Raw genomic sequence first — 19,533 nt, 5'->3', positions numbered from 1 at the left:
ATGGGGCCGCTGCCGTTTGTTTGCCGTTCGGCAAACGGGACCAGCTTTTCCAGGCAGCGCTTGCCCGCGCCGCGCAATCTGCTACAAGAACCGGCAATAAATCATACTAATATGAGCGAAACACCATGCCTCCAATTCAAATCGCGCTTGTCGGCGTCGGCAAGATCGTTCGTGACCAACATTTGCCTGCCATCGCCAAGAACGGCGACTACCGGCTGATTGCCGCGGCGAGCCGCCACGGCACCGTCGACGGCATCGATAATTTCAAGTCAATCGAAGCAATGCTGGAGGCCGTTCCCGCCATCGATGCGGTGTCGCTCTGCATGCCGCCACAATACCGATACGAGGCGGCGCGCACTGCCCTTGAAGCGGGCAAGCACGTCTTCCTCGAAAAGCCGCCGGGCGCCACCTTGAGCGAGGTCGCAGACCTCGAAGCGCTCGCGGCCTCCAAGGGGCTTTCCCTGTTTGCGAGCTGGCATTCGCGCTATGCGCCTGCCGTTGAGGCGGCAAGGTCGTTTCTCGCGGCAACGACAATCCGCGACGTGAAGATCGTCTGGAAAGAGGATGTTCGGCAGTGGCACCCGAACCAGGAATGGATCTGGGCAGCGGGCGGCCTTGGCATTTTCGATCCGGGTATCAATGCGCTGTCGATCGTCACGCACATTCTGCCGCGACCAGTGTTCATTACCGCTGCGACCCTGGAGTTCCCGGAAAACCGCGACGCCCCCATCGCCGCCACGATCGCGTTTACCGATGCGGACAAGCTGGCGGTTTCGGCAGAATTCGACTGGCGCCAGACCGGCAAGCAGAGCTGGGACATCATAGCGCAGACCAGCGCCGGCGAAATGGTGCTGTCGGAAGGTGGCGCGAAACTATCAATCGACGGCAAGATCGTGCACGAGGAACCGGAGCAGGAATATCCGATGCTCTACAAGCGTTTCGCCGAAATCATCAGGGCCAAGACATCGGACGTCGACCTCGCGCCACTGCGGCATGTCGCCGATGCGTTCATGCTCGGCCGTCGCAAGTTCGTTGAAGCCTTCCACGATTAGCCGCCGAAAGACAAAGCCCACGGTTTGGCGTGGGCTTTGTCACAGTCAAGCAATTCGGGTGTGCTGGTCAGGCCTTCTTTTCCCATCGGCCATCGCGGTTCTGCTGCCAATAGGTGAGGCTATGGCCCTCACCCTTCAGCCGTTTCCAGTGCCCGCGGGCGGCTTCGAGCTGTTGCTGGTCGTAGCCGTCGAACATGAAGACGATTCGCTCATAGGTCTCGATCGGTGGCGGATTGGCTCCATCGACAAGGAAGCGAACCGTAGCGGCGTTGTGGTTGCCTTCGTCGGCGACAAGTAAAACCGGTTGCTCGGCAGCAAGGTCCCCGGCATCGGTCCCATGCGGCAGGAAGCTCTCGTCCCGGTAGACCCAGAGATGCGTGTCGAGCGCATCGCGCCTCTCGGTGTCGACCGTCTGCACCACCACGCGCCAGCCGCGCTCGACGCTCTTGTCGAGAAGCGGCGGAAGCGCGTCCTCGAGCTTCGATTCCGTCAGGTGATAGAAAAGGATCTCGGTCATACCGATCTCTCCACGGCCTTCGTCACGGCTTGCGTTGCCGCTCAGGACTCGTAGCTCGCGCGGACCAGTTCATCGAGCAGGCGAACGCCAAAACCCGACGCCCACGACTGGTTGACTTCGTCGGTCGGCGAACCCATGGCCGTGCCGGCGACGTCGAGGTGCGCCCAGGGCGTATCCCCAACGAAGCGCTTCAGGAACTGAGCCGCCGTAATCGCGCCGCCATACCGTCCGCCGGTGTTTTTCATGTCGGCAAACTTGCTGTCGATCATCTTGTCGTATTCCTTGCCAAGCGGCATGCGCCAGAGGCGCTCCTGCGTGGCAATGCCGGCGGCCAGCAACTGGCCCGCCAGGCGGTCATCATTGGAAAACAGGCCGGCGTGATGGGTCGCAAGCGCGACCATGATCGCGCCGGTCAGCGTTGCGAGGTCGATCATCGCCTGCGGCTTGAAGCGGTCGTTGCAATACCAGAGCGCATCGCACAGCACGAGACGTCCCTCGGCGTCGGTGTTGATGACCTCGATCGTCTGTCCGGACATCGAAGTCACGATATCGCCCGGGCGCTGCGCGCTACCGTCAGGCATGTTTTCCACAAGCCCGATGATGCCCACAACGTTGACCTTGGCGTGCCGTGCCGCCAGCACGTGCATCAAGCCGGTGACGGCCGCGGCGCCACCCATGTCGCCCTTCATCTCTTCCATGCCGGCCGCGGGCTTGATCGAGATGCCGCCGCTATCGAACACGACGCCCTTGCCGATGAAAGCAACCGGGCGTTCCTTGGACTTGCCGCCCTTCCACTGCATCACGACCAGTCGCGGCGGACGCGTCGAGCCCTGGGCTACACCGAGAAGTGCGCCCATTCCCAGCTTTTTCATTTCCTTTTCGGTGAGGATTTCCACCTCGACGCCGAGCTTCTCCAGCTCCTTCGCCTTGGCTGCGAACTCCAGCGGGCCGAGGACGTTTGCCGGCTCGTTGACCAGGTCGCGGGCGAGGAACACGCCCTCGCCGACCGCCTGCGCCGTCGCAAAAGCCTTCTTCGCCGCAATCACCGCGCCGGTCACAATGGTGACCTTTACCGGCTTGCCCGCGGGCTTAGCCTCGTCGTCGGCCTTTTTCGTCTTGTACCCATCGAAACTGTAGGCGTTCATTTCCATGCCGAGTGCGAAGTCGGCCGCCGCCTTGCCGCTGACTTCGAGATCGGGCACGTCGATGAAGATCGTGGCCTTTTCCGCCCCACGCAATTTCGCCGCTGCGGCGCCGCCTGCCTTCAGCCAATCGTGATCGGTCAATGCATCAGGGTTACCGAGGCCAAGCACCAGGATCCGGTCTGCGGGCGAGCCATGCGGCGCAAGGATATCGAGGGCGGAGAATGCCTTGCCGCTGAACTTCTTGATCTTCGCCGCCTTGGCCAGAACGCCTTCCGGATCGGCGACATCGGCGCCCGCTGCCAGTCCAACGGTCGCTTTCAAAAGGACTGCGACACCACCCGCCGGGCGATGAGACTTGGCGAAGGTGAACTCAAATTTCATAGACATTACAAAACTCCGGGCATTTCTCGGTCTTAGGCGCTCGCACCTGTTACCGGGCGGTTACAGTGACAAACATTCGCTCCGTCTGCCGCCGTCAAAGCTGTGGTCGGCACCCTTCTCGCTTTTCAACGGCTTGGCAAGATGCCCGCAGATGTTTACATGCGGTTAACCGAGGTTCTTCGCCTTAAATTATCCCAGTTGCTTTACAATTCGAGCAATGGCGGACGCGAGACGGAAACACGGTTCCCGCTGATGGCGGCGGTAGAAACAAGCGTTTCGATGCGGCGGCGCGGCACGGAAACATGAGCAGGAATTTGGACCGGAAACGGACATGAAGCTGATCGAACGCTACATTTTCCGGCGTGCCCTGACCATGTTCCTCGCGACACTTTTGCCGTTGCTCGGCATCGTGTGGACGACGCAGGCCCTGACCAACGTCAATCTGGTGACCGATAGCGGGCAGTCCGTCTTTGCCTTCCTCAAGCTGGCAACGCTCATCCTGCCGTCGGTGGTGCCAATCATCCTGCCGTTCGCGCTCGTCATCGGCGTTACTCAGACGCTGACGACGATGAACACCGATTCGGAGTTGACGGTGCTGAATGCCGCCGGAAGCTCGCGCATGACGATCATCCGTCCGATCATCCTTCTCGCCGCCGGCCTGAGCGTCCTCTCTTTCGTGGTCGACAATTTTGTCGAGCCCTATTCGCGCGTCGCCGTGCGCAAGATGCTGGCAACGGCCAATGCGGACCTGCTGTCCTCGGTCGTCCAGGAGAATGCCTTCCGCAAGATTACCGACGGTCTCTATGTGCAAGTTGGCGGCCGACGCGGCGGTGGCGTTCTCGAAGGGATCTTCGTCGCCGATTCGCGCAACCCGGCTTTCGAACTCGTCTATTATGCGCGCGAAGGTGCCGTGGACGAGAAGAGCTCGGCGCTCGTGATGAAGGACGGCGAAGTTCAGCGAAAGCTGCCCGACGGCGGCGTGTCGATCATCAAGTTCGATTCCTACGCCTTCGATCTCGCCGACATGACGAAGACGACGCGCGAAGCGACGATTCGCGCCAAGGATCGCGACCTTCCCAATCTTTTCAACCCGGACCCCAACGATCCCGTCTATCAGGGTAACCCGCTTGCCTTCACCGCCGAGCTGCACCGCCGCCTGACGGAATGGACGTTCCCGCTGCTGTTCGGCCTGGTCGCGCTTGTCTTCTGCAGCGATGCCCGCTCGCACCGCGAGGCGCGCGTCCACCCGATGGTCAGCGCCCTCGGCTCCGCCCTGGTAATTCGCTGGATGACTTTCTATGCGGGCAACAGTGCCGAAGATTCGGTCTGGTTCGTTCCGCTGATGTATGTCGTTCCCCTTGCCACTGGCGCGCTTGCCATTCATCAGCTCGCCAGCAACCGTCGCCTCGACATTCCCATGACCTGGCAGGAAAAGCTGTCCGAGCTGATGGTGCGCCTTCGCCTCGTGCGACCGGCCTCCGACGGGAGCAACGCATCGTGATCTTCACCACGCTCGGTCGCTACTTCCTCACCCGTTACGCAGTCACAACCTTCTGGTTTCTGGTTGGCATCTTTTCGCTGGTCTTCATCATCGACTTCAGCGAACAGGCGAGCCGCCTGTCAAACCTGCCGCATTATTCGATAACGGCCGCGTTGCTGATCAGCGCCTTCCGGATCCCGACCATCCTGCAGCAGACCGTTCCCTTCGTCGCGCTTTTCTCTGCGATGGCCGCCCTGATCTCGCTCAACAGGCGTTACGAACTCGTCGTCACCCGGGCTGCGGGCATTTCGGTATGGCAGTTCCTGCGTCCGTTGGTCCTTGGCGCCTTCCTGTTCGGCGTGCTCGCCGTGCTCGCACTCAACCCGCTGGCAGCCTGGGGAGCCAAGAAGGAAGAGGCCATGCTTGCCGCCCTTGGTTCGTCGCGGACCTCGGATGCCGGCTCGATCCCGTGGCTCAGACAGATCTACCAGGGCACCGATACGATCATTGGCGCCCGCTCGGTTCAAGACGGCGGCACGACCCTTATCAACGTCACCGTCATCCACTTCGATCCACAGGGTTCGATCATTCTGAGACAGGATGCCGCCTCGGCGAAACTCGAAGATGGTTACTGGCTTCTTAACGATGTAGCGGAAACACGCAGCGGACAGCTGCCTCGTCGTCTGCAAACGGCACAGCTGCGCACCAATCTGAAGCCCGAGTTTGTTCAGGAAAGGCTTGCAAAGGCTGATTCCATTCAGTTTTTCGACCTCCCTCGAAAGATCGAAGTGGCTCGCTCCTTCGGCTTTTCGACCAACGGCATGGAAACCCAATTCCACTCGCTTTTGTCCTTGCCGCTGCTGCTTGTCGCCATGACGCTGATTGCCGCGTGCGTGTCGCTGAAATTTAGCCGGTTCAACCAATCCCGCTCGGTAATTCTCGGTGGAATCCTATCGGGCTTCGTGCTTTATGTCGTCACCGTGCTTGTCAAAGCATTCGGGAGCAGCGGTATTGTGCCTCCTTTCGTTGCAGCCTGGTTGCCAGTTGTTGTAGCGATGGCGCTGGGCTCGACGATTCTTTTAAACCAGGAGGACGGCTAGTGGCGGCAGGCAACCGCAAACGTACAAAGCTGATCAACGCTGCCCTGTTCGCAGGCGTGGCGCTGCAGACACTTGCCATGGGAATGAGTGCGCCCGCGCTCGCGCAGCAGACTTCGGAGCGCCTTGATTCGTTGCGCCCGAACATGCCGGAAGATGCCAAGCTGCTTCTGTCCGCCAATGAGCTTGTCTACAACAAGGACGCCGAGAAAGTGATCGTGCGCGGCAACGTGCAGATCGACTACGGCGGTTACAAGATGGTGGCCCGGCAGGTCGAATACGACCAGAAGTCGGGCCGCATTCATGCCACCGGTGAAATCCAGCTGATCGAGCCGGGCGGCAATGTCGTCTACGCCGAAAAGATGGATGTGACCGACGACTTCGGCAACGGTTTCGTCGATGCCATGCGCATCGAGACGACAGATCTGACGCGGCTTGCTGCGACCAGCGGCGAGCGCCGGAACGGCGAAGAATTCATCCTCAACGAGGCCGTCTACACGGCGTGCACACCGTGCACGACGAAGCCCGATCATCGTTCGCTGTGGCACATCAAGGCGCAACGCGTCGTCCAGAACGGGCGCACGCGGACGATCAGGCTGGAAAATGCCCGGTTCGAGCTATTTGGCAAGCCGATCGCCTATATTCCGGTGATGGAGCTTCCGGACCACACGGTGAAGCGCAAGAGCGGCTTCCTGTTTCCAAAGTTCCGCTACACGCAGAAGCTCGGCGCCGGCGTCGGCGTTCCCTATTATTGGGCGATATCGCCCCACATGGACGCGACTGCCACATTGACCGGCCTTAGTCGGCAGGGCTTCCTGCTGGAAGGCGAGTTCCGCCAGAGATTCCACAACGGCCTTCACACCCTGAGCGTTGCCGGCATCAGCCAGCTCGACAGGAGCCGGTTTACGCCCGGCACGGTCGATGCGCTCGAAACCAATCGCGGCATGATCGCCTCCAAGGGCGATTTCGAGATCAATCCGCGCTGGACTTTCGGCTGGAACGTCCTCGTTCAGTCCGACAACAACTTCGCCAAGACCTATGAACTGTCGACGTTCGACGGAACGACCTACGTCAACCAAGCCTACCTGACCGGCCTTGGCAAGCGGAACTATTTCGACCTGCGCGCCTTCTATTTCGACATTCAGGACGCGGACGCAAACAGCGTCGCCGAAAACCAGCAGCCGGCAGCACAGGTTCTGGACTATTCCTACAAGGCACCTCAGCCAGTACTGGGCGGCGAACTTTCGGGAACGGTGAACCTCACCAACATAAAGCGCAACCGGCTAGACCTCGATTCCATTCCGGGCGTGGTCAATCGGTACCGTGGTCTCGAAGGAACATCGCACCGCCTGACTGCGGAACTCGAATGGAAGCGCACCTACATCGCTCCGGGCGGGATCGTCCTGACGCCGTTGCTGGCCGCTCGCGGTGACGCGCTCGGCCTGAACATGACGGACCCCGGTGCCGGCTATACGGGGGACTACAACAACAGCGATGCCGCAACGCGGCGCATGCTGACGGCAGGTCTCGAGGCGCGCTACCCGATCCTGTTCGTGGGCGACAATAGCAGCCACGTCCTTGAGCCGATCGCCCAGGTCTATGCCCGTCCCGACGAGCAATATGCCGGCGGCCTACCCAACGAGGATGCGCAGAGCTTCGTCTTCGACGCGACCAACCTGTTCGATCGCGACAAGTTCTCGGGCTTCGACCGCATCGAAGGCGGCACTCGCGCCAATGTCGGTCTTCGCTATACAGGGACATTCGACAGCGGCTACGGCTTGCGCGGCATCGTCGGTCAATCCTACCATCTCGGCGGCCTGAACTCGTTCGCAACGGACGACCTGGTCAAGGCGGGAGCGAATTCGGGCCTCGAAAGCAAACGGTCCGACTACGTCGCCATGTTCGGTATCGATGCGCCGTCTGGCCTGATGGCAAATCTTGCCGGACGTCTAGACGAAGAGGATTTGGCGCTGCGCCGCGCCGATGCCACCGTCGGCTATCTCGGCCTGACCTGGCAGGCAGCCATGACCTATACACGCATCGAGGCGCAGCCGCTTTATGGCTCGCAGAGCGATCAGGACGAAATCCAGACCGCGGCCGCCTACAGGTTCCATGATTACTGGTCGGTCTTCGGCGCGATAACCTACGACATCAACAACGATGTCATATCGCGCAACGGTTTCGGCATCACCTATGACGATCAGGACACGCTGTTCTCGCTCGTCTACAAGCAGGAACGCGATACCGACAGTACGCTTGCGAACGACTGGTCGATTGGTGCCCGCATCAGCTTCCGTACACTCGGCGACGTCAATGTCGGCGACACCAAGTTCGAAGAGCTGGACTACTATTGATACACTTTAGCCGGAGGGGCATTCGCCAAAGGATTGCCCCTCTGCCGGCTATCGGGCCAGCCAAACGGTCTTGTCATCGTTTGGCCGCATGTATTATGCATTCCCTCCGACAAGATAGAACAACGGCGTGAGCCGGGATGCGGATCGAAGCGCAACGTTTCGACCGCGCCAAGGACAGGAAAAGATGATGGGCGGGAAAATGTCGATCTTGAGGACGCTTTCGGTAATGGCTTTGGCCGGCAGCCTGAGCATCGCCGTTTGCGCCAGCGCGCAGGCTGCGAGCCAGGTGAAGGTAACGGTCAACAACACCGTGATCACCTCCGGCGACATTGCCAAGCGCGTCGCCTTCCTTCGCCTGCAACGCCAGGGCGGTGGTGCAGAAGAAGCCAAGAAGCAACTCGTCGACGAAGTATTGAAGCGCACAGAAATCGCACGGATCGGCCAGTCGGTCAGCACGCAGGACGTGGACGCGGCCTTTGCGCGCTTTGCGGCCGGCAACAAGCTCTCTCCCGAGCAACTCGGCAAGATTCTCGACCAGGCCGGTGTTGGCTCAGACCACTTCAAGCAGTTCATCGCGGTGCAGATGAGCTGGCCGCGCGCCGTCAATTTCCGCTTCGGTAGCGGAAGCCGGCTGCAGGGTGCCGATCTCGTCAAGCGGATGATGGAGGGTGGCGGCAACAAGCCCGTCACGACGGAATACTATTTCAAGCAGGTCATCTTCGTCATTCCGGAGAAGAAGCGCGGCGCCATCACCGGCAAGCGTCAAGCGGAAGCCAACGCAGCGCGTGCCCAGTTCCCGGGATGCGATACGGCAAAGGTTTTTGCGGCGAACTATCGCGACGTTTCCATTCGCGATCTCGGCCGCATGCTGGCCCAGCAATTGCCGGACGAATGGAAGCCGCTTGTCGAGAAGGCCGGCGACGGCAACACGACGGGAACGCGCGTGACCGAAAAGGGCGTCGAGTTTCTCGCCATCTGCAAGAAGCGCCAGGTCAATGACGACACCGCCGCCGAAATCGTCTTCCGCGCCGAGGACCTCGGCAAGAAGAAGGCCGGCGGCGAAGATCCGAACAGCGAAAAATATCTCGAGGAACTGCGCACGAAGGCGCAGATCGTCAACAAGTAAGATCAGCGGGCAAACATGCGCGATACGACCGGCGGGCCCCTCGCCCTGACCATGGGCGATCCTGCCGGGATCGGGTTGGACCTTAGCCTGACCGCGTGGCTTGGTCGCCGCGAACGCTCAACCCCGCCGTTCGTTTTCATCGGCGATCCCGCCGCCCTGGCCGCCAGAGCCGACTTGCTCGGCCATGAGGTCTCGATCCGTGAGACCGATTGCGCGAACGCAGTCGCCCATTTTGATGGTGCCCTGCCCGTTCTGCCCGTCCGCTGCATGGCTCCCGTCATCGCTGGCGAGGCCGATTCTGCCAACGCGCCGGCCGTAACGGGTGCCATCGACACCGCGGTGCGGCTGGTCATGAATGGCGAAGCTTCGGCCGTGGTCACCAACCCCATTGCCAAGGCCGTGCTCTATGTCGCCGGCTTTCGCTTTCCGGGCCATACCGAGTACCTGGCGGATCTCGCAGAGAGGGCCACCGGCGAACCCCTGTTGCCGGTGATGATGCTGGCCGGCCCCAAGCTTCGGGCCGTGCCTGTCACGATCCACATACCACTGAAAGACGTTCCGGCCCAGCTCACAGCTGACTTGATCTACCGGACCTGCACAATCACCGCCACCGACCTTCGCACGCGCTTCGGCATCCACAAGCCGAAGCTGGCGATCGCCGGGCTCAATCCGCATGCAGGTGAAGGCGGTGCTCTGGGCACCGAGGACGATGCGATCATCCGACCTGTCGTCGAGCGGTTGCGCGCGGAAGGCATCAACATCACCGGGCCGCTGCCCGCCGATACGATGTTTCACGACCGGGCGCGCGCGACTTACGACGTCGCGATCTGCATGTACCACGATCAGGCGCTGATCCCGGCCAAGGCACTTGGTTTCGACGACAGCGTCAACGTCACGCTTGGCCTTCCCTTCATCCGCACGTCGCCCGACCACGGTACCGCTTTCAGTCTCGCCGGCAAGGGTGTCGCCCGTGACGACAGCCTGGTCGCGGCCCTGACGCTCGCGGCAGAGCTTTCCAAGAATACCGCAGGAGTTATCGTCTGATGGCCGCTCTCGACGGACTCCCGCCGCTCCGGGACGTAATTCAGCGCCATGGCCTCGACGCCAAGAAGGCGCTTGGGCAGAACTTCCTGCTCGACCTCAATCTCACCCAGAAGATCGCCCGGACGGCCGGTGCGCTCGAGGATGTGACGGTCATCGAAGTCGGCCCAGGGCCCGGCGGCCTGACGCGCGCGATCCTGGCGCTGGGTGCTAGGAAAGTCGTGGCGATCGAGCGGGATTCCCGCTGCCTGCCAGCACTTGCCGAAATCTCCGATCACTATCCGGACCGGCTTGAGGTGATCGAAGGCGATGCGCTGAAGATCGATTTCGAGGCGATCAGCGGTGGCGGCCCCGTCAAGATCATTGCCAACCTGCCTTACAATGTCGGCACCCAGCTTCTCGTCAACTGGCTCCTGCCAAAGACGTGGCCCCCCTTCTGGCAATCGCTGACACTGATGTTTCAGCGCGAGGTGGGCTTGCGGATCGTCGCTGATGCGGACGACGACCACTACGGCCGCCTGGGTGTCCTGTGTGGCTGGCGGACGAACGCCCGCATGGCCTTCGACGTGCCGCCCCAGGCTTTCACGCCACCGCCAAAGGTAACGTCTTCAGTGGTGCATCTGGAGCCGATTGCCAATCCTATCCCGTGCGCGGTGACCTCGCTCGAAAAGGTCACCCATGCCGCCTTCGGCCAACGTCGCAAGATGCTCCGGCAGAGCTTGAAGCCACTCGGTGGCGAAACGCTTTTGGCAAAAGCCGATATAGACCCGCAGCGGCGCGCGGAAACCCTTTCCGTGGACGAATTCTGCCGGCTGGCAAACTGCCTCTAAGCTCTCGCGCACAAGCGGGTCTTTTTTTGGGGGCTGGATGGAGGACGTGAGCGCTTCCGGTGAAACGGAATCACCAAGACGCTCTATCTCTTTGTTTCCACGCGCTTCCTGACGCAAAGCCGCATTAGCATTTTTCGTGAAGAATGATCAGGCGCATCGCCTTGCGCGCACGCTTGTGGGGCACCCGCTCCAGGGTGAACGGCCGGCATTACCCGGCCGTCATTGCGATCTCAGAACGGATTTTCCGTCAGAAGCCCATTAACGAATTCGAACAGGCCAGGGCGCCGGTCCCGACGCAGGCGTTCCGCCTCGACGATCGCGCGCACTGACGAAAAGGCACGGTCGAGATCGTCGTTGAGAACGATGTAATCGTATTCGCGCCAATGTTCGATTTCAGCACGCGAATTGGCCAGGCGCGTGGCGATCACTTCCTCGCTGTCTTCGGCCCGGCGATGCAGCCGCGACTGCAGCTCCGCCATCGACGGTGGCAGGATGAAGATCGAGACGACGTCGCCGGCCATCTTCTCCTGAAGCTGCTGGGCGCCTTGCCAGTCGATATCGAAGAGCATATCGCGGCCGGCGGCCATCGCCGCTTCGACGGCATCGCGCGGCGTGCCGTAGAAATTGCCGTGAACCTCAGCCCATTCCAACAGCGAGTCGGTCGCCCGCATTGCTTCGAACTCGCGGATCGACTTGAAGTGATAGTGCCGGCCATCAATTTCGCTTGGACGACGCTGACGCGTGGTCACGCTGACCGAGATGCTCATTTCGGGATCGGCTTCCAGCAGGTTGCGCGCGATCGTCGACTTTCCCGCCCCCGAAGGTGAGGAAATGACCAGCATCAGCCCGCGGCGGGCGATCTTGATGGGCGAAGGTGTCGCCGATTTCATACGTTACTCCAGATTCTGAACCTGTTCGCGGAACTGATCGATCACGACTTTCAGCTCGATGCCGGCGGCAGAGACCGCAGCCGCATTCGACTTGGAACAGATCGTATTCGATTCCCGGTTAAATTCCTGTGCCAGGAAATCAAGCTTGCGGCCGACCGGCCCGCCTTTCGAAAGCAGGTCGCGGGCAGCGACAACATGAGAGCCAAGCCTGTCCAGCTCCTCTCTCAGATCGGCCTTGGTGGCAAGCAGGGCCACTTCGGCATAGAGCCGGTCGCGATCGAGCGAAGAGCCGTTGCCCACCACCAGCGCCACCTGCTGCGTCAGCTTTTCGGCTATTGCCGCCGGACTGCGCGAAGGATCGGCTTCGACGGTTGCCGTCAACGTCTCGATGGTATCGACCTGCCCCAGCAGGATCTGACAGAGCGCACCGCCCTCTTCCTCGCGCATATCGCGCAGATCGCTCAGAGCAAGCTTGAGCCCCGTCATGATATCGTCGTCGAGGGCGGCACGTTGCGCTTCGCTCTCCTCGGGCTCACGGAAATCGACGATGCCCCGGATCGCCAGCAGCGTGTCGAACTTGAGCGGCGCGGGGTCGACGAGGTCGCCGAGTTGCTCACGCAGACCTAGGACAGCCGTCAGCGCCGCCTGGTTCACCACCGCTTCAACAACGTTCTCCGCTCCGCTGACGGACAGGCTGACCTGCAGATTGCCTCGGGAAAAGAATTCCGCAGCAAGCCGGCGTACACCCGGCTCGAACCGCTCAAGCCCCTGCGGCAAGCGTAGCCTGACATCAAGGCCCTTACCGTTGACGGAGCGCAATTCCCAAGCCCAGCGATGGCGGCCGCTGCTGCCTTCTCTCCGGGCAAAGCCGGTCATCGATTGGAGCGGCATCCTCACCTCCGTTGCATTTTCTGGAGAAGCAATAAGGCGACGGCGCGGTATCCCGCAAGGGATATCCGCGCCGTGATAAATCCGTCCACAATGCAAGGCTGTTGCTACTGGGGCTGCGCCGCCGTCCCCGCGTCCTGCGCGGCCTTTGCCGCTTCGGCTGCCTTCTCGGCCTCTACCTTGCGCCAGCGGCGAACATTGGCGTTGTGTTCGTCCAACGTGACGGCAAAAACGTGGCCGCCCGTGCCGTCGGCAACGAAGTAGAGCTCCGGTGTGCGCGACGGATTGGCAACGGCCTCAAGCGCCGCGCGACCCGGGTTGGCGATCGGCGTCGGCGGCAGACCCTTGATGATGTAGGTGTTGTAAGGCGTATCCTTGTCGAGATCCGACTTCAGGATCGGCCGGTCCGCCGGTTTCCCGTCGCCGCCGAAAATTCCGTAGATGATGGTCGGATCGGATTGCAGGCGCATGCCCTTGTCCAGCCGGTTGATGAAGACGGAGGCAACACGCGGACGTTCGTCGGCGCGGCCGGTTTCCTTTTCCACGATCGAGGCAAGCGTAACGAACTCTTCGACGGTCGAGACCGGAAGGTTCGGATCGCGCTTCTCCCAGATCTGGTCGACCAATGCCTTCTGGGCGGCCGCCATCTGCTGGACGATTTCCACACGCTTGGTGCCGCGGGTAAATTTGTAGGTGTCCGGCTTCAACGAGCCCTCGACAGGCAGTTCCTTCGGCAGATCGCCGACGAGGACTTCGTCAGCGGACAACCGGCTGAACATCTGCTTGACGGTCAGACCTTCCGGCAGCGACACGGAATAGAGAATGGACTTGCCGGATTTCAGCAGCTGCATGATCTCCTGCATTGAAGACCCGGCCTTGATCTCATATTCGCCGGCCTTGAGCGTGTCGTTGTCGAGGTAAGCCTCCGAGACGAACCTGAAGACGCGGCCATCGGTGATGATGTTGCCACGTTCGAGACCGCTGGCGATCTCGCTGATACCCGCGCCGCTTCTGACGATGAAGTTCTTGTTGGCCTCCAATGGGCCTGCCTTCTCGTACTGGTGCATGGCGTAGTAGACCGCACCGGCCGCTGCGAGTGCGGCGAAAACAATAACGGTCATGACGAAATTCAGGAAGATCACAACCTGGCTGCGCGCCTTGCGCGAACGCTTCGGCGGCTGCGGCGCCTTCTCGGGCCGCAAGGCTTCGCTGGCCGATTTCGGAATGATCGGCCCGTTGTTCCCGGTGTCACTGCGGCCGAATTGCGCCGCGCCGTTCTCGTTTGAGTCGCTCACGATTGTCCCGAACCCGAAATTCGCATCCTCACTCTAGCTGCCGCGGTGCGAATTTCGGCCTGGACCGTGGCAGGTATAAATCAAATCGTTTGAGCCGCAGCCCGCCCTTTGGGCCGGCAGTGGAATAAATGGTTTCGGCGCACCTGCCAGTCAACGGCATTTTCGCTCGACGACAGCCAGCATGCGCGCGGCAATAGCGATACAACAGACTGTCAGATGTGCCTTGCGCGAACATAGCCGTCAGGCAGTGCCAATCCCTTCAGAAAGGCGGCACGTCCTCCTGCTACATGCTTGTAGCGAGCAATGCGGCAAAAGCAGGATCAACGGGGCTGTGACGAACATCGCCCCGTTGATAACCTCGGCAATATCAGGCGCCGGTGTAGCGGCGCAGAACCAGCGAGGCGTTTGTACCACCGAAGCCGAAGGAGTTCGACAGAGCGACATTGATCTCGCGCTTGCGGGCAACATGCGGCACCAGGTCGATCTTGGTCTCGACGGAAGGATTGTCGAGGTTCAGCGTCGGCGGCGCGATGTTGTCGCGGATCGCCAGCGCCGAAAAGATTGCTTCGACCGCACCGGCAGCACCCAGCAGGTGACCGATTGCCGACTTGGTCGACGACATGGAAATCTTCGAGGCATGTTCGCCGACGAGCCGCTCGACTGCACCCAGCTCGATCGTGTCGGCCATGGTCGAGGTGCCGTGGGCGTTGATGTAGTCGACGTCGGCCGCCGTCAGTCCGGCGCGCTTCAGCGCCATCTGCATGCAGCGGTAGGCACCATCGCCATCTTCGGACGGCGCCGTGATGTGATAGGCGTCGCCGGAGAGGCCGTAGCCGACGACTTCGGCATAGATCTTCGCGCCGCGCGCCTTGGCATGTTCCAGCTCTTCCAGGATCACGATGCCGGCGCCTTCGCCCATGACGAAACCGTCACGATCGACATCGTAGGGACGCGATGCCCTTTGCGGATCATCATTGTGCTGCGTCGACAGCGCCTTGCAGGCGGCAAAACCGGCCAGCGAAATCCGGCAGATCGGCGATTCGGCACCACCGGCCACCATGACGTCGGCATCGCCGAGCGCGATCAGGCGCATCGCATCGCCGATGGCATGCGCACCGGTCGAGCAGGCGGTCACGACAGAATGATTAGGGCCGCGCAGCTTGTGGCGGATCGAAACCTGGCCCGAGGCAAGATTGATCAGGCGGCCGGGAATGAAGAAGGGCGAGATGCGCCGAGGGCCCTTGTCGCGCAGCGTGTAGCCACCTTCGACAATGCCTTCGAGACCGCCGATGCCCGAGCCGATCAGGACGCCGGTCGCAATCTGGTCTTCGTCGTTTTCGGGTTTCCAGCCCGCGTCGGCCAGCGCCATGTCGGCAGCGGCCATCGCGTAGACAATGAAGGAATCAACCTTGCGCTGTTCCTTCGGCTCCATCCAGTCATCGGCATTGAAGGTGTTGTTCGAGCCGTCGCCGAATGGAAGGCGGCACGCAATTTTCGCGGGCAGATCTTCGACTTCGAATTCCGTGACCCTGCGCGCAGCGTTGTCGCCCGCGATCAGGCGCGCCCAAGTTGCCTCGGTACCGCAACCCAAAGGAGATACCATGCCGGTACCGGTGATAACGACACGTCTCATAGTCCGCGACCCACCCTGACTGTTCAATTTCAGAGCCGGATCGGACCACGTGTGACGAACCCGATCCGTGCATCCATTTTAAGTTCTTGTAGCAACGATCAGAGGGAAATGCCGGACCGCATTGCTGATCGAGAACCCCGCGCTCAGCACGGGACCGCCCACTTTCCCTGGGCTGGTACGGGCCGCTGAACGCGGCCCGTCTACGGCTTGGCCGTGAAATATTAGGCCTGGGCCTTTTCGATGAACTTGACTGCGTCGCCGACAGTCAGGATCGAATCCGCGGCATCATCCGGGATTTCGACGCCGAATTCTTCTTCGAATGCCATGACCAGTTCGACGGTGTCGAGCGAGTCCGCGCCGAGGTCATCGATAAAGCTTGCGCCTTCGCTGACCTTTTCGGCGTCGACGCCAAGATGATCAATAACAATTTTCTTTACGCGTTCTGCGATATCGCTCATGTCGGAGTTCCTCGACCTTCGTTTCTCTGGGCGCCTTTCTGGCACCGGTACTCTCAATACGCCTGATAGACCAAGACGGTCCAACGGGCAATCCATCCAACCAGAACCGCGGCAAACCCAAGGCAGCCAAGGCTGCCGGACACCTGGCGGGGCCGGTCGACTGCTAACAGTCATGGCCCGATTAACACGGTTTAACTCTGCCGCAAAGTGCGAAAATGCCTGACAATCGCTTGCTCAACATTGAATTTCAGGCATTTGGCAGGGAGATACCGGAGCATTGCGGGCCGGGATCGCGCCGGTTGGCGTGGACGGCATGCGGGGCCCCGGACACCACGTCAGATCATTGCCATGCCACCGTTGACGTGAATGGTCTGGCCGGTGACGTAGCCTGCTTCGTTCGAAGCGAGGTAGACGACGGCAGACGCGATCTCACCACCGGTTCCCATGCGCCGCATCGGGATCGCTCCCATGATGGCGTCCTTCTGCTTGTCATTGAGCTTGCCGGTCATGGCGCTCTCGATGAAGCCGGGCGCAACGCAGTTGACCGTGACGTTGCGGGTCGCGATTTCCTGAGCGAGCGACTTCGAAAAGCCGATCATGCCGGCCTTCGAGGCACAGTAGTTTGCCTGGCCCGGGTTGCCGGTGACACCGACGATCGAGGTGATGTTGACGATGCGGCCGAAGCGGCGGCGCATCATCGGGTGGGTCAGTTCGCGTGTCAGGCGGAACACGGCGGTCAGGTTGACCTCCAGCACATTGTCCCAGTCCTCGTCGCTCATGCGAACGAAAAGGCCGTCCTTGGTGATGCCGGCATTGTTGACGAGGATGTCGACGCCGCCCAGTTCAGCCTCGGCCTTTTCGCCCAGCGCCTTGACTTCGGCGCGGTCGGACAGGTTGGCCGGGAACAGCTGGACGCGCTCGCCGAGTTCGTTGGCAAGCGCCTCGAGTTTTTCGACGCGCGTGCCGTGCAGGCCGACGATTGCGCCCTGGGCGTGCAGCATGCGGGCGATTTCTTCGCCGATACCACCGGATGCACCGGTTACAAGAGCCTTACGGCCGGAAAGATCGAACATCGGATTGATTCCTTATAACTGGAGCACTCAGGCCAGAAGCGCCGAGAGCGCGGTGTCGATATCGGCAGGCGTGTTGACGGTAATGCCGGTGACGGACTTGTCGATCCGGCGGGCAAGTCCGGTGAGCACCTTGCCGGAACCCACTTCATAAAGTGTGGTGACGTTGTTGGCCGCGAACCACTCAACCGTCTCGCGCCAGCGAACCTGGCCCGTCACCTGCTCGACGAGGAGGCGTGCGATCTCTTCGGCGTCACCGACCGGAGCGGCCAGGACGTTGGCGATAACAGGCACGGACGGATTGTGCTTTTCGACCTTGGCAAGCGCCTCGCGCATCGCATCGGCCGCCGGCGCCATCAGGCTCGAATGGAAAGGCGCAGAAACCGGCAGCAACAGGGCGCGCTTTGCACCTTTTTCCGACGCAAGTGCCGCAGCCTTTTCGACGGCAGCTTTCTCGCCTGATATCACCAGCTGACCGCCGCCATTGTCGTTGGCGATCTGGCAGGAGCCAAGTGCGGAAGCTTCGCGGCAGACCGCATCGACATCAGCATGCTCAAGCCCGATGATCGCCGCCATCGCGCCCTTGCCGACGGGCACGGCCGCCTGCATGGCGTTGCCGCGGATGCGCAGAAGGCGCGCCGTGTCGGCAATCGAGAAGGTTCCGGCGGCACAGAGCGCCGAATACTCGCCGAGCGAATGACCAGCCACGAACGAGACCTTGCTCTTCAGATCGAGGCCCTTGGCTTCCAGAACCCGGATCACCGCCATCGATACGGCCATCAGCGCCGGCTGGGCGTTGGCCGTCAGCGTCAGTGTTTCTTCGGGGCCGTTCCACATGATCTCGGAGAGCTTCTCGCCGAGCGCGTCATCGACCTCGGCAAAGACTGCCGCTGCTTCCGGAAACGCGTCAGCCAGATCCTTGCCCATGCCGACAGCCTGGCTGCCCTGGCCCGGGAACGTGAATGCAATACTCATGGGATTGTCCCTTCCCTAGTTTTCCTCTCCATTCACATTCCTGAACGGTGAGTCAAGCGCGCAGGCCCGGCTTTGCGGGCTTCAGGCGGCCTTTTGCCCTTGATCTTCGCCAATCAAGGCGTAAGTTTGCCGCGCATCGCCGCCCTGCCCGCGCAACCTCCCCTGGGCTTGCGGCCTTCAGCCATTTCTATCGCGGGCACCCCTCTTGCCGGGTCGAGACCCGCCATCCACAAGGACCATCACGCAATGCGTTACAACACGCTTGGCCGGACCGGCATCAAGGTTTCCGAAATCTGCCTGGGCACAATGACCTGGGGCTCCCAGAACTCAGAAGCCGAGGCGCACGAGCAACTCGACTACGCTTTCGGGAACGGCGTGAACTTCATCGACACAGCCGAACTCTACCCGACGACGCCGCTGTCCTCCGAAACCTACGGCGACACGGAGCGCTTTATCGGCACGTGGCTGCAAAAACGTGGCCGCCGCGACGACGTCGTTGTCGCCACCAAGGTCGCGGGCTCCGGCCGACCCTATATCCGCAACGGCGGCCCGATCACCCCCGAGGGCATCGACGAGGCGGTCGACGCCAGCCTCAAGCGTCTGAAGACGGATTACATCGACCTCTACCAGATTCATTGGCCGAACCGCGGCCACTACCATTTCCGCAACGCCTGGTCCTATGAGCCAGCCAAGCAGAACAAGGCCCATGTGGCCGCCGATCTCCAGGCGATTCTCGAAAAGCTCGACGATGTGGTGAAGGCAGGCAAGGTCCGCGCCATCGGCCTGTCGAACGACACCGCCTGGGGCACGATGAAGCTGATCGACATGGCCGAACGGAACGGACTGCCACGCGTCGCCTCGATCCAGAACGAATACAATCTTCTCTATCGCGCCTATGATCTCGACCTTGCCGAGCTTTCGCATCACGAGGATGTGGGACTGCTCGCCTACTCGCCGCTCGCGGCCGGGCTGTTGACTGGCAAGTACCTCGACGGCGCCAGGCCGACAGGGTCGCGCCTTGCGATCAACGGCGATCTCGGCGGCCGCTTCACGCCGCACCAGGAGCCGGCCGTCGCCGGCTACGTGGCTCTTGCCCGCGAACATGGGATCGACCCGTCGCAGCTGGCGATCGCCTTCTGCCTTTCCCGCCCGTTCATGGCATCCGCCATCATCGGCGCAACCTCGATGGAACAGTTGAAGACGGATCTCGGTGCGGCAGGAATGACGCTGTCGCAGGACGTCATGAACGGCATTCGTCGCCTGCACCGGCTCTATCCCATGCCGATCTGAGCGCGAAACTG

17 protein-coding genes are annotated in these 19,533 nt (G+C 61.4%); 8 read left to right on the top strand and 9 right to left on the bottom strand.

Annotation, left to right across the window (positions count from 1 at the left end; translation table 11 throughout):
* Nucleotides 1-125: 125 nt before the first annotated feature.
* A complete protein-coding gene (locus HT585_RS05765; protein ID WP_176351989.1) occupies nucleotides 126-1,052 on the top strand; it encodes a Gfo/Idh/MocA family protein in 927 nt (308 codons plus the stop codon).
* 67 nt (nucleotides 1,053-1,119) lie between these two features.
* On the opposite strand, the gene HT585_RS05760 is transcribed toward HT585_RS05765, so the two are convergent.
* Both HT585_RS05760 and HT585_RS05755 read right to left on the bottom strand, forming a co-directional pair.
* Nucleotides 1,120-1,569 (bottom strand): DNA polymerase III subunit chi, encoded by a 450-nt coding sequence (locus tag HT585_RS05760; protein ID WP_176351988.1) that lies wholly within the window; start codon nucleotides 1,567-1,569, stop codon nucleotides 1,120-1,122.
* 41 nt (nucleotides 1,570-1,610) lie between these two features.
* A complete protein-coding gene (locus tag HT585_RS05755; protein ID WP_176351987.1) occupies nucleotides 1,611-3,101 on the bottom strand; it encodes a leucyl aminopeptidase in 1,491 nt (496 codons plus the stop codon).
* 325 nt (nucleotides 3,102-3,426) lie between these two features.
* On the opposite strand from HT585_RS05755, the gene lptF reads away from it, so the two are divergent.
* The 6 genes from lptF to rsmA all read left to right on the top strand — a co-directional run bounded on the left by lptF (nucleotide 3,427) and on the right by rsmA (nucleotide 11,023).
* The gene (gene lptF, locus HT585_RS05750; protein ID WP_077498665.1) at nucleotides 3,427-4,596 is read left to right on the top strand and encodes an LPS export ABC transporter permease LptF; all 1,170 of its coding nucleotides are present in this window, start codon (nucleotides 3,427-3,429) and stop codon (nucleotides 4,594-4,596) included.
* Nucleotides 4,593-5,675 (top strand): LPS export ABC transporter permease LptG, encoded by a 1,083-nt coding sequence (gene lptG, locus HT585_RS05745; protein WP_176351986.1) that lies wholly within the window; start codon nucleotides 4,593-4,595, stop codon nucleotides 5,673-5,675. Before lptF ends, lptG begins: the two co-directional genes overlap by 4 nt.
* Nucleotides 5,675-8,026, top strand: coding sequence for an LPS assembly protein LptD (locus tag HT585_RS05740; RefSeq protein ID WP_176351985.1), 2,352 nt, complete (start codon nucleotides 5,675-5,677; stop codon nucleotides 8,024-8,026). The genes lptG and HT585_RS05740 overlap by 1 nt, the downstream gene beginning before the upstream one ends.
* A 184-nt stretch (nucleotides 8,027-8,210) precedes the next feature.
* A complete protein-coding gene (locus tag HT585_RS05735) occupies nucleotides 8,211-9,152 on the top strand; it encodes a SurA N-terminal domain-containing protein (RefSeq protein WP_176351984.1) in 942 nt (313 codons plus the stop codon).
* Between the two features lie 15 nt (nucleotides 9,153-9,167).
* Nucleotides 9,168-10,196: a 4-hydroxythreonine-4-phosphate dehydrogenase PdxA gene (gene pdxA, locus HT585_RS05730; RefSeq protein ID WP_176351983.1), complete on the top strand. Its 1,029-nt coding sequence runs from the start codon at nucleotides 9,168-9,170 to the stop codon at nucleotides 10,194-10,196.
* The gene (gene rsmA / locus HT585_RS05725) at nucleotides 10,196-11,023 is read left to right on the top strand and encodes a 16S rRNA (adenine(1518)-N(6)/adenine(1519)-N(6))-dimethyltransferase RsmA (RefSeq protein WP_176351982.1); all 828 of its coding nucleotides are present in this window, start codon (nucleotides 10,196-10,198) and stop codon (nucleotides 11,021-11,023) included. Before pdxA ends, rsmA begins: the two co-directional genes overlap by 1 nt.
* A gap of 230 nt (nucleotides 11,024-11,253) precedes the next feature.
* On the opposite strand, the gene gmk is transcribed toward rsmA, so the two are convergent.
* From gmk to fabD, 7 genes are all read right to left on the bottom strand, one after another.
* On the bottom strand, nucleotides 11,254-11,913 hold the full coding sequence (gene gmk, locus HT585_RS05720; RefSeq protein WP_176351981.1) for a guanylate kinase: 660 nt from the start codon (nucleotides 11,911-11,913) through the stop codon (nucleotides 11,254-11,256).
* A gap of 3 nt (nucleotides 11,914-11,916) precedes the next feature.
* On the bottom strand, nucleotides 11,917-12,804 hold the full coding sequence (locus HT585_RS05715; RefSeq protein WP_176351980.1) for a YicC/YloC family endoribonuclease: 888 nt from the start codon (nucleotides 12,802-12,804) through the stop codon (nucleotides 11,917-11,919).
* 104 nt (nucleotides 12,805-12,908) lie between these two features.
* Nucleotides 12,909-14,096, bottom strand: a complete 1,188-nt coding sequence (gene mltG, locus HT585_RS05710) for an endolytic transglycosylase MltG (RefSeq protein WP_176351979.1) — start codon at nucleotides 14,094-14,096, stop codon at nucleotides 12,909-12,911.
* 367 nt (nucleotides 14,097-14,463) lie between these two features.
* Nucleotides 14,464-15,729 (bottom strand): beta-ketoacyl-ACP synthase II, encoded by a 1,266-nt coding sequence (gene fabF, locus HT585_RS05705; RefSeq protein WP_176351978.1) that lies wholly within the window; start codon nucleotides 15,727-15,729, stop codon nucleotides 14,464-14,466.
* Between the two features lie 221 nt (nucleotides 15,730-15,950).
* Complete coding sequence (locus HT585_RS05700) at nucleotides 15,951-16,187, bottom strand: acyl carrier protein (protein WP_003531676.1); 237 nt, start codon at nucleotides 16,185-16,187, stop codon at nucleotides 15,951-15,953.
* Nucleotides 16,188-16,522: 335 nt separating this feature from the next.
* Nucleotides 16,523-17,260, bottom strand: a complete 738-nt coding sequence (gene fabG, locus HT585_RS05695) for a 3-oxoacyl-[acyl-carrier-protein] reductase (protein WP_176351977.1) — start codon at nucleotides 17,258-17,260, stop codon at nucleotides 16,523-16,525.
* Nucleotides 17,261-17,287: 27 nt separating this feature from the next.
* On the bottom strand, nucleotides 17,288-18,232 hold the full coding sequence (gene fabD, locus HT585_RS05690; RefSeq protein WP_176351976.1) for an ACP S-malonyltransferase: 945 nt from the start codon (nucleotides 18,230-18,232) through the stop codon (nucleotides 17,288-17,290).
* Nucleotides 18,233-18,478: 246 nt separating this feature from the next.
* Here fabD and HT585_RS05685 point away from each other — a divergent pair, with 246 nt between their 5' ends.
* The gene (locus tag HT585_RS05685; protein WP_176351975.1) at nucleotides 18,479-19,522 is read left to right on the top strand and encodes an aldo/keto reductase; all 1,044 of its coding nucleotides are present in this window, start codon (nucleotides 18,479-18,481) and stop codon (nucleotides 19,520-19,522) included.
* The last annotated feature ends 11 nt before the right edge of the window (nucleotides 19,523-19,533 follow it).

The sequence above is a fragment of the Ensifer oleiphilus genome, assembly GCF_013371465.1.
GTDB classification, from domain to species: Bacteria; Pseudomonadota; Alphaproteobacteria; order Rhizobiales; family Rhizobiaceae; genus Ensifer; species Ensifer oleiphilus.
The sequence above is the reverse complement of the archived record's forward strand: the minus strand, read 5'-3'. Positions and strand labels throughout refer to the sequence as shown.

Bases quoted from the DNA above. Each gene is read 5' to 3' on its own strand.
- HT585_RS05765 (WP_176351989.1), top strand. From the start codon at position 126: ATGCCTCCAATTCAAATCGCGCTTGTCGGCGTCGGCAAGATCGTTCGT.
- HT585_RS05760 (WP_176351988.1), bottom strand. From the start codon at position 1,569: ATGACCGAGATCCTTTTCTATCACCTGACGGAATCGAAGCTCGAGGAC.
- HT585_RS05755 (WP_176351987.1), bottom strand. From the start codon at position 3,101: ATGTCTATGAAATTTGAGTTCACCTTCGCCAAGTCTCATCGCCCGGCG.
- lptF (WP_077498665.1), top strand. From the start codon at position 3,427: ATGAAGCTGATCGAACGCTACATTTTCCGGCGTGCCCTGACCATGTTC.
- HT585_RS05735 (WP_176351984.1), top strand. From the start codon at position 8,211: ATGATGGGCGGGAAAATGTCGATCTTGAGGACGCTTTCGGTAATGGCT.
- pdxA (WP_176351983.1), top strand. From the start codon at position 9,168: ATGCGCGATACGACCGGCGGGCCCCTCGCCCTGACCATGGGCGATCCT.
- rsmA (WP_176351982.1), top strand. From the start codon at position 10,196: ATGGCCGCTCTCGACGGACTCCCGCCGCTCCGGGACGTAATTCAGCGC.
- gmk (WP_176351981.1), bottom strand. From the start codon at position 11,913: ATGAAATCGGCGACACCTTCGCCCATCAAGATCGCCCGCCGCGGGCTG.
- HT585_RS05715 (WP_176351980.1), bottom strand. From the start codon at position 12,804: ATGCCGCTCCAATCGATGACCGGCTTTGCCCGGAGAGAAGGCAGCAGC.
- fabF (WP_176351978.1), bottom strand. From the start codon at position 15,729: ATGAGACGTGTCGTTATCACCGGTACCGGCATGGTATCTCCTTTGGGT.
- HT585_RS05700 (WP_003531676.1), bottom strand. From the start codon at position 16,187: ATGAGCGATATCGCAGAACGCGTAAAGAAAATTGTTATTGATCATCTT.
- fabG (WP_176351977.1), bottom strand. From the start codon at position 17,260: ATGTTCGATCTTTCCGGCCGTAAGGCTCTTGTAACCGGTGCATCCGGT.
- fabD (WP_176351976.1), bottom strand. From the start codon at position 18,232: ATGAGTATTGCATTCACGTTCCCGGGCCAGGGCAGCCAGGCTGTCGGC.
- HT585_RS05685 (WP_176351975.1), top strand. From the start codon at position 18,479: ATGCGTTACAACACGCTTGGCCGGACCGGCATCAAGGTTTCCGAAATC.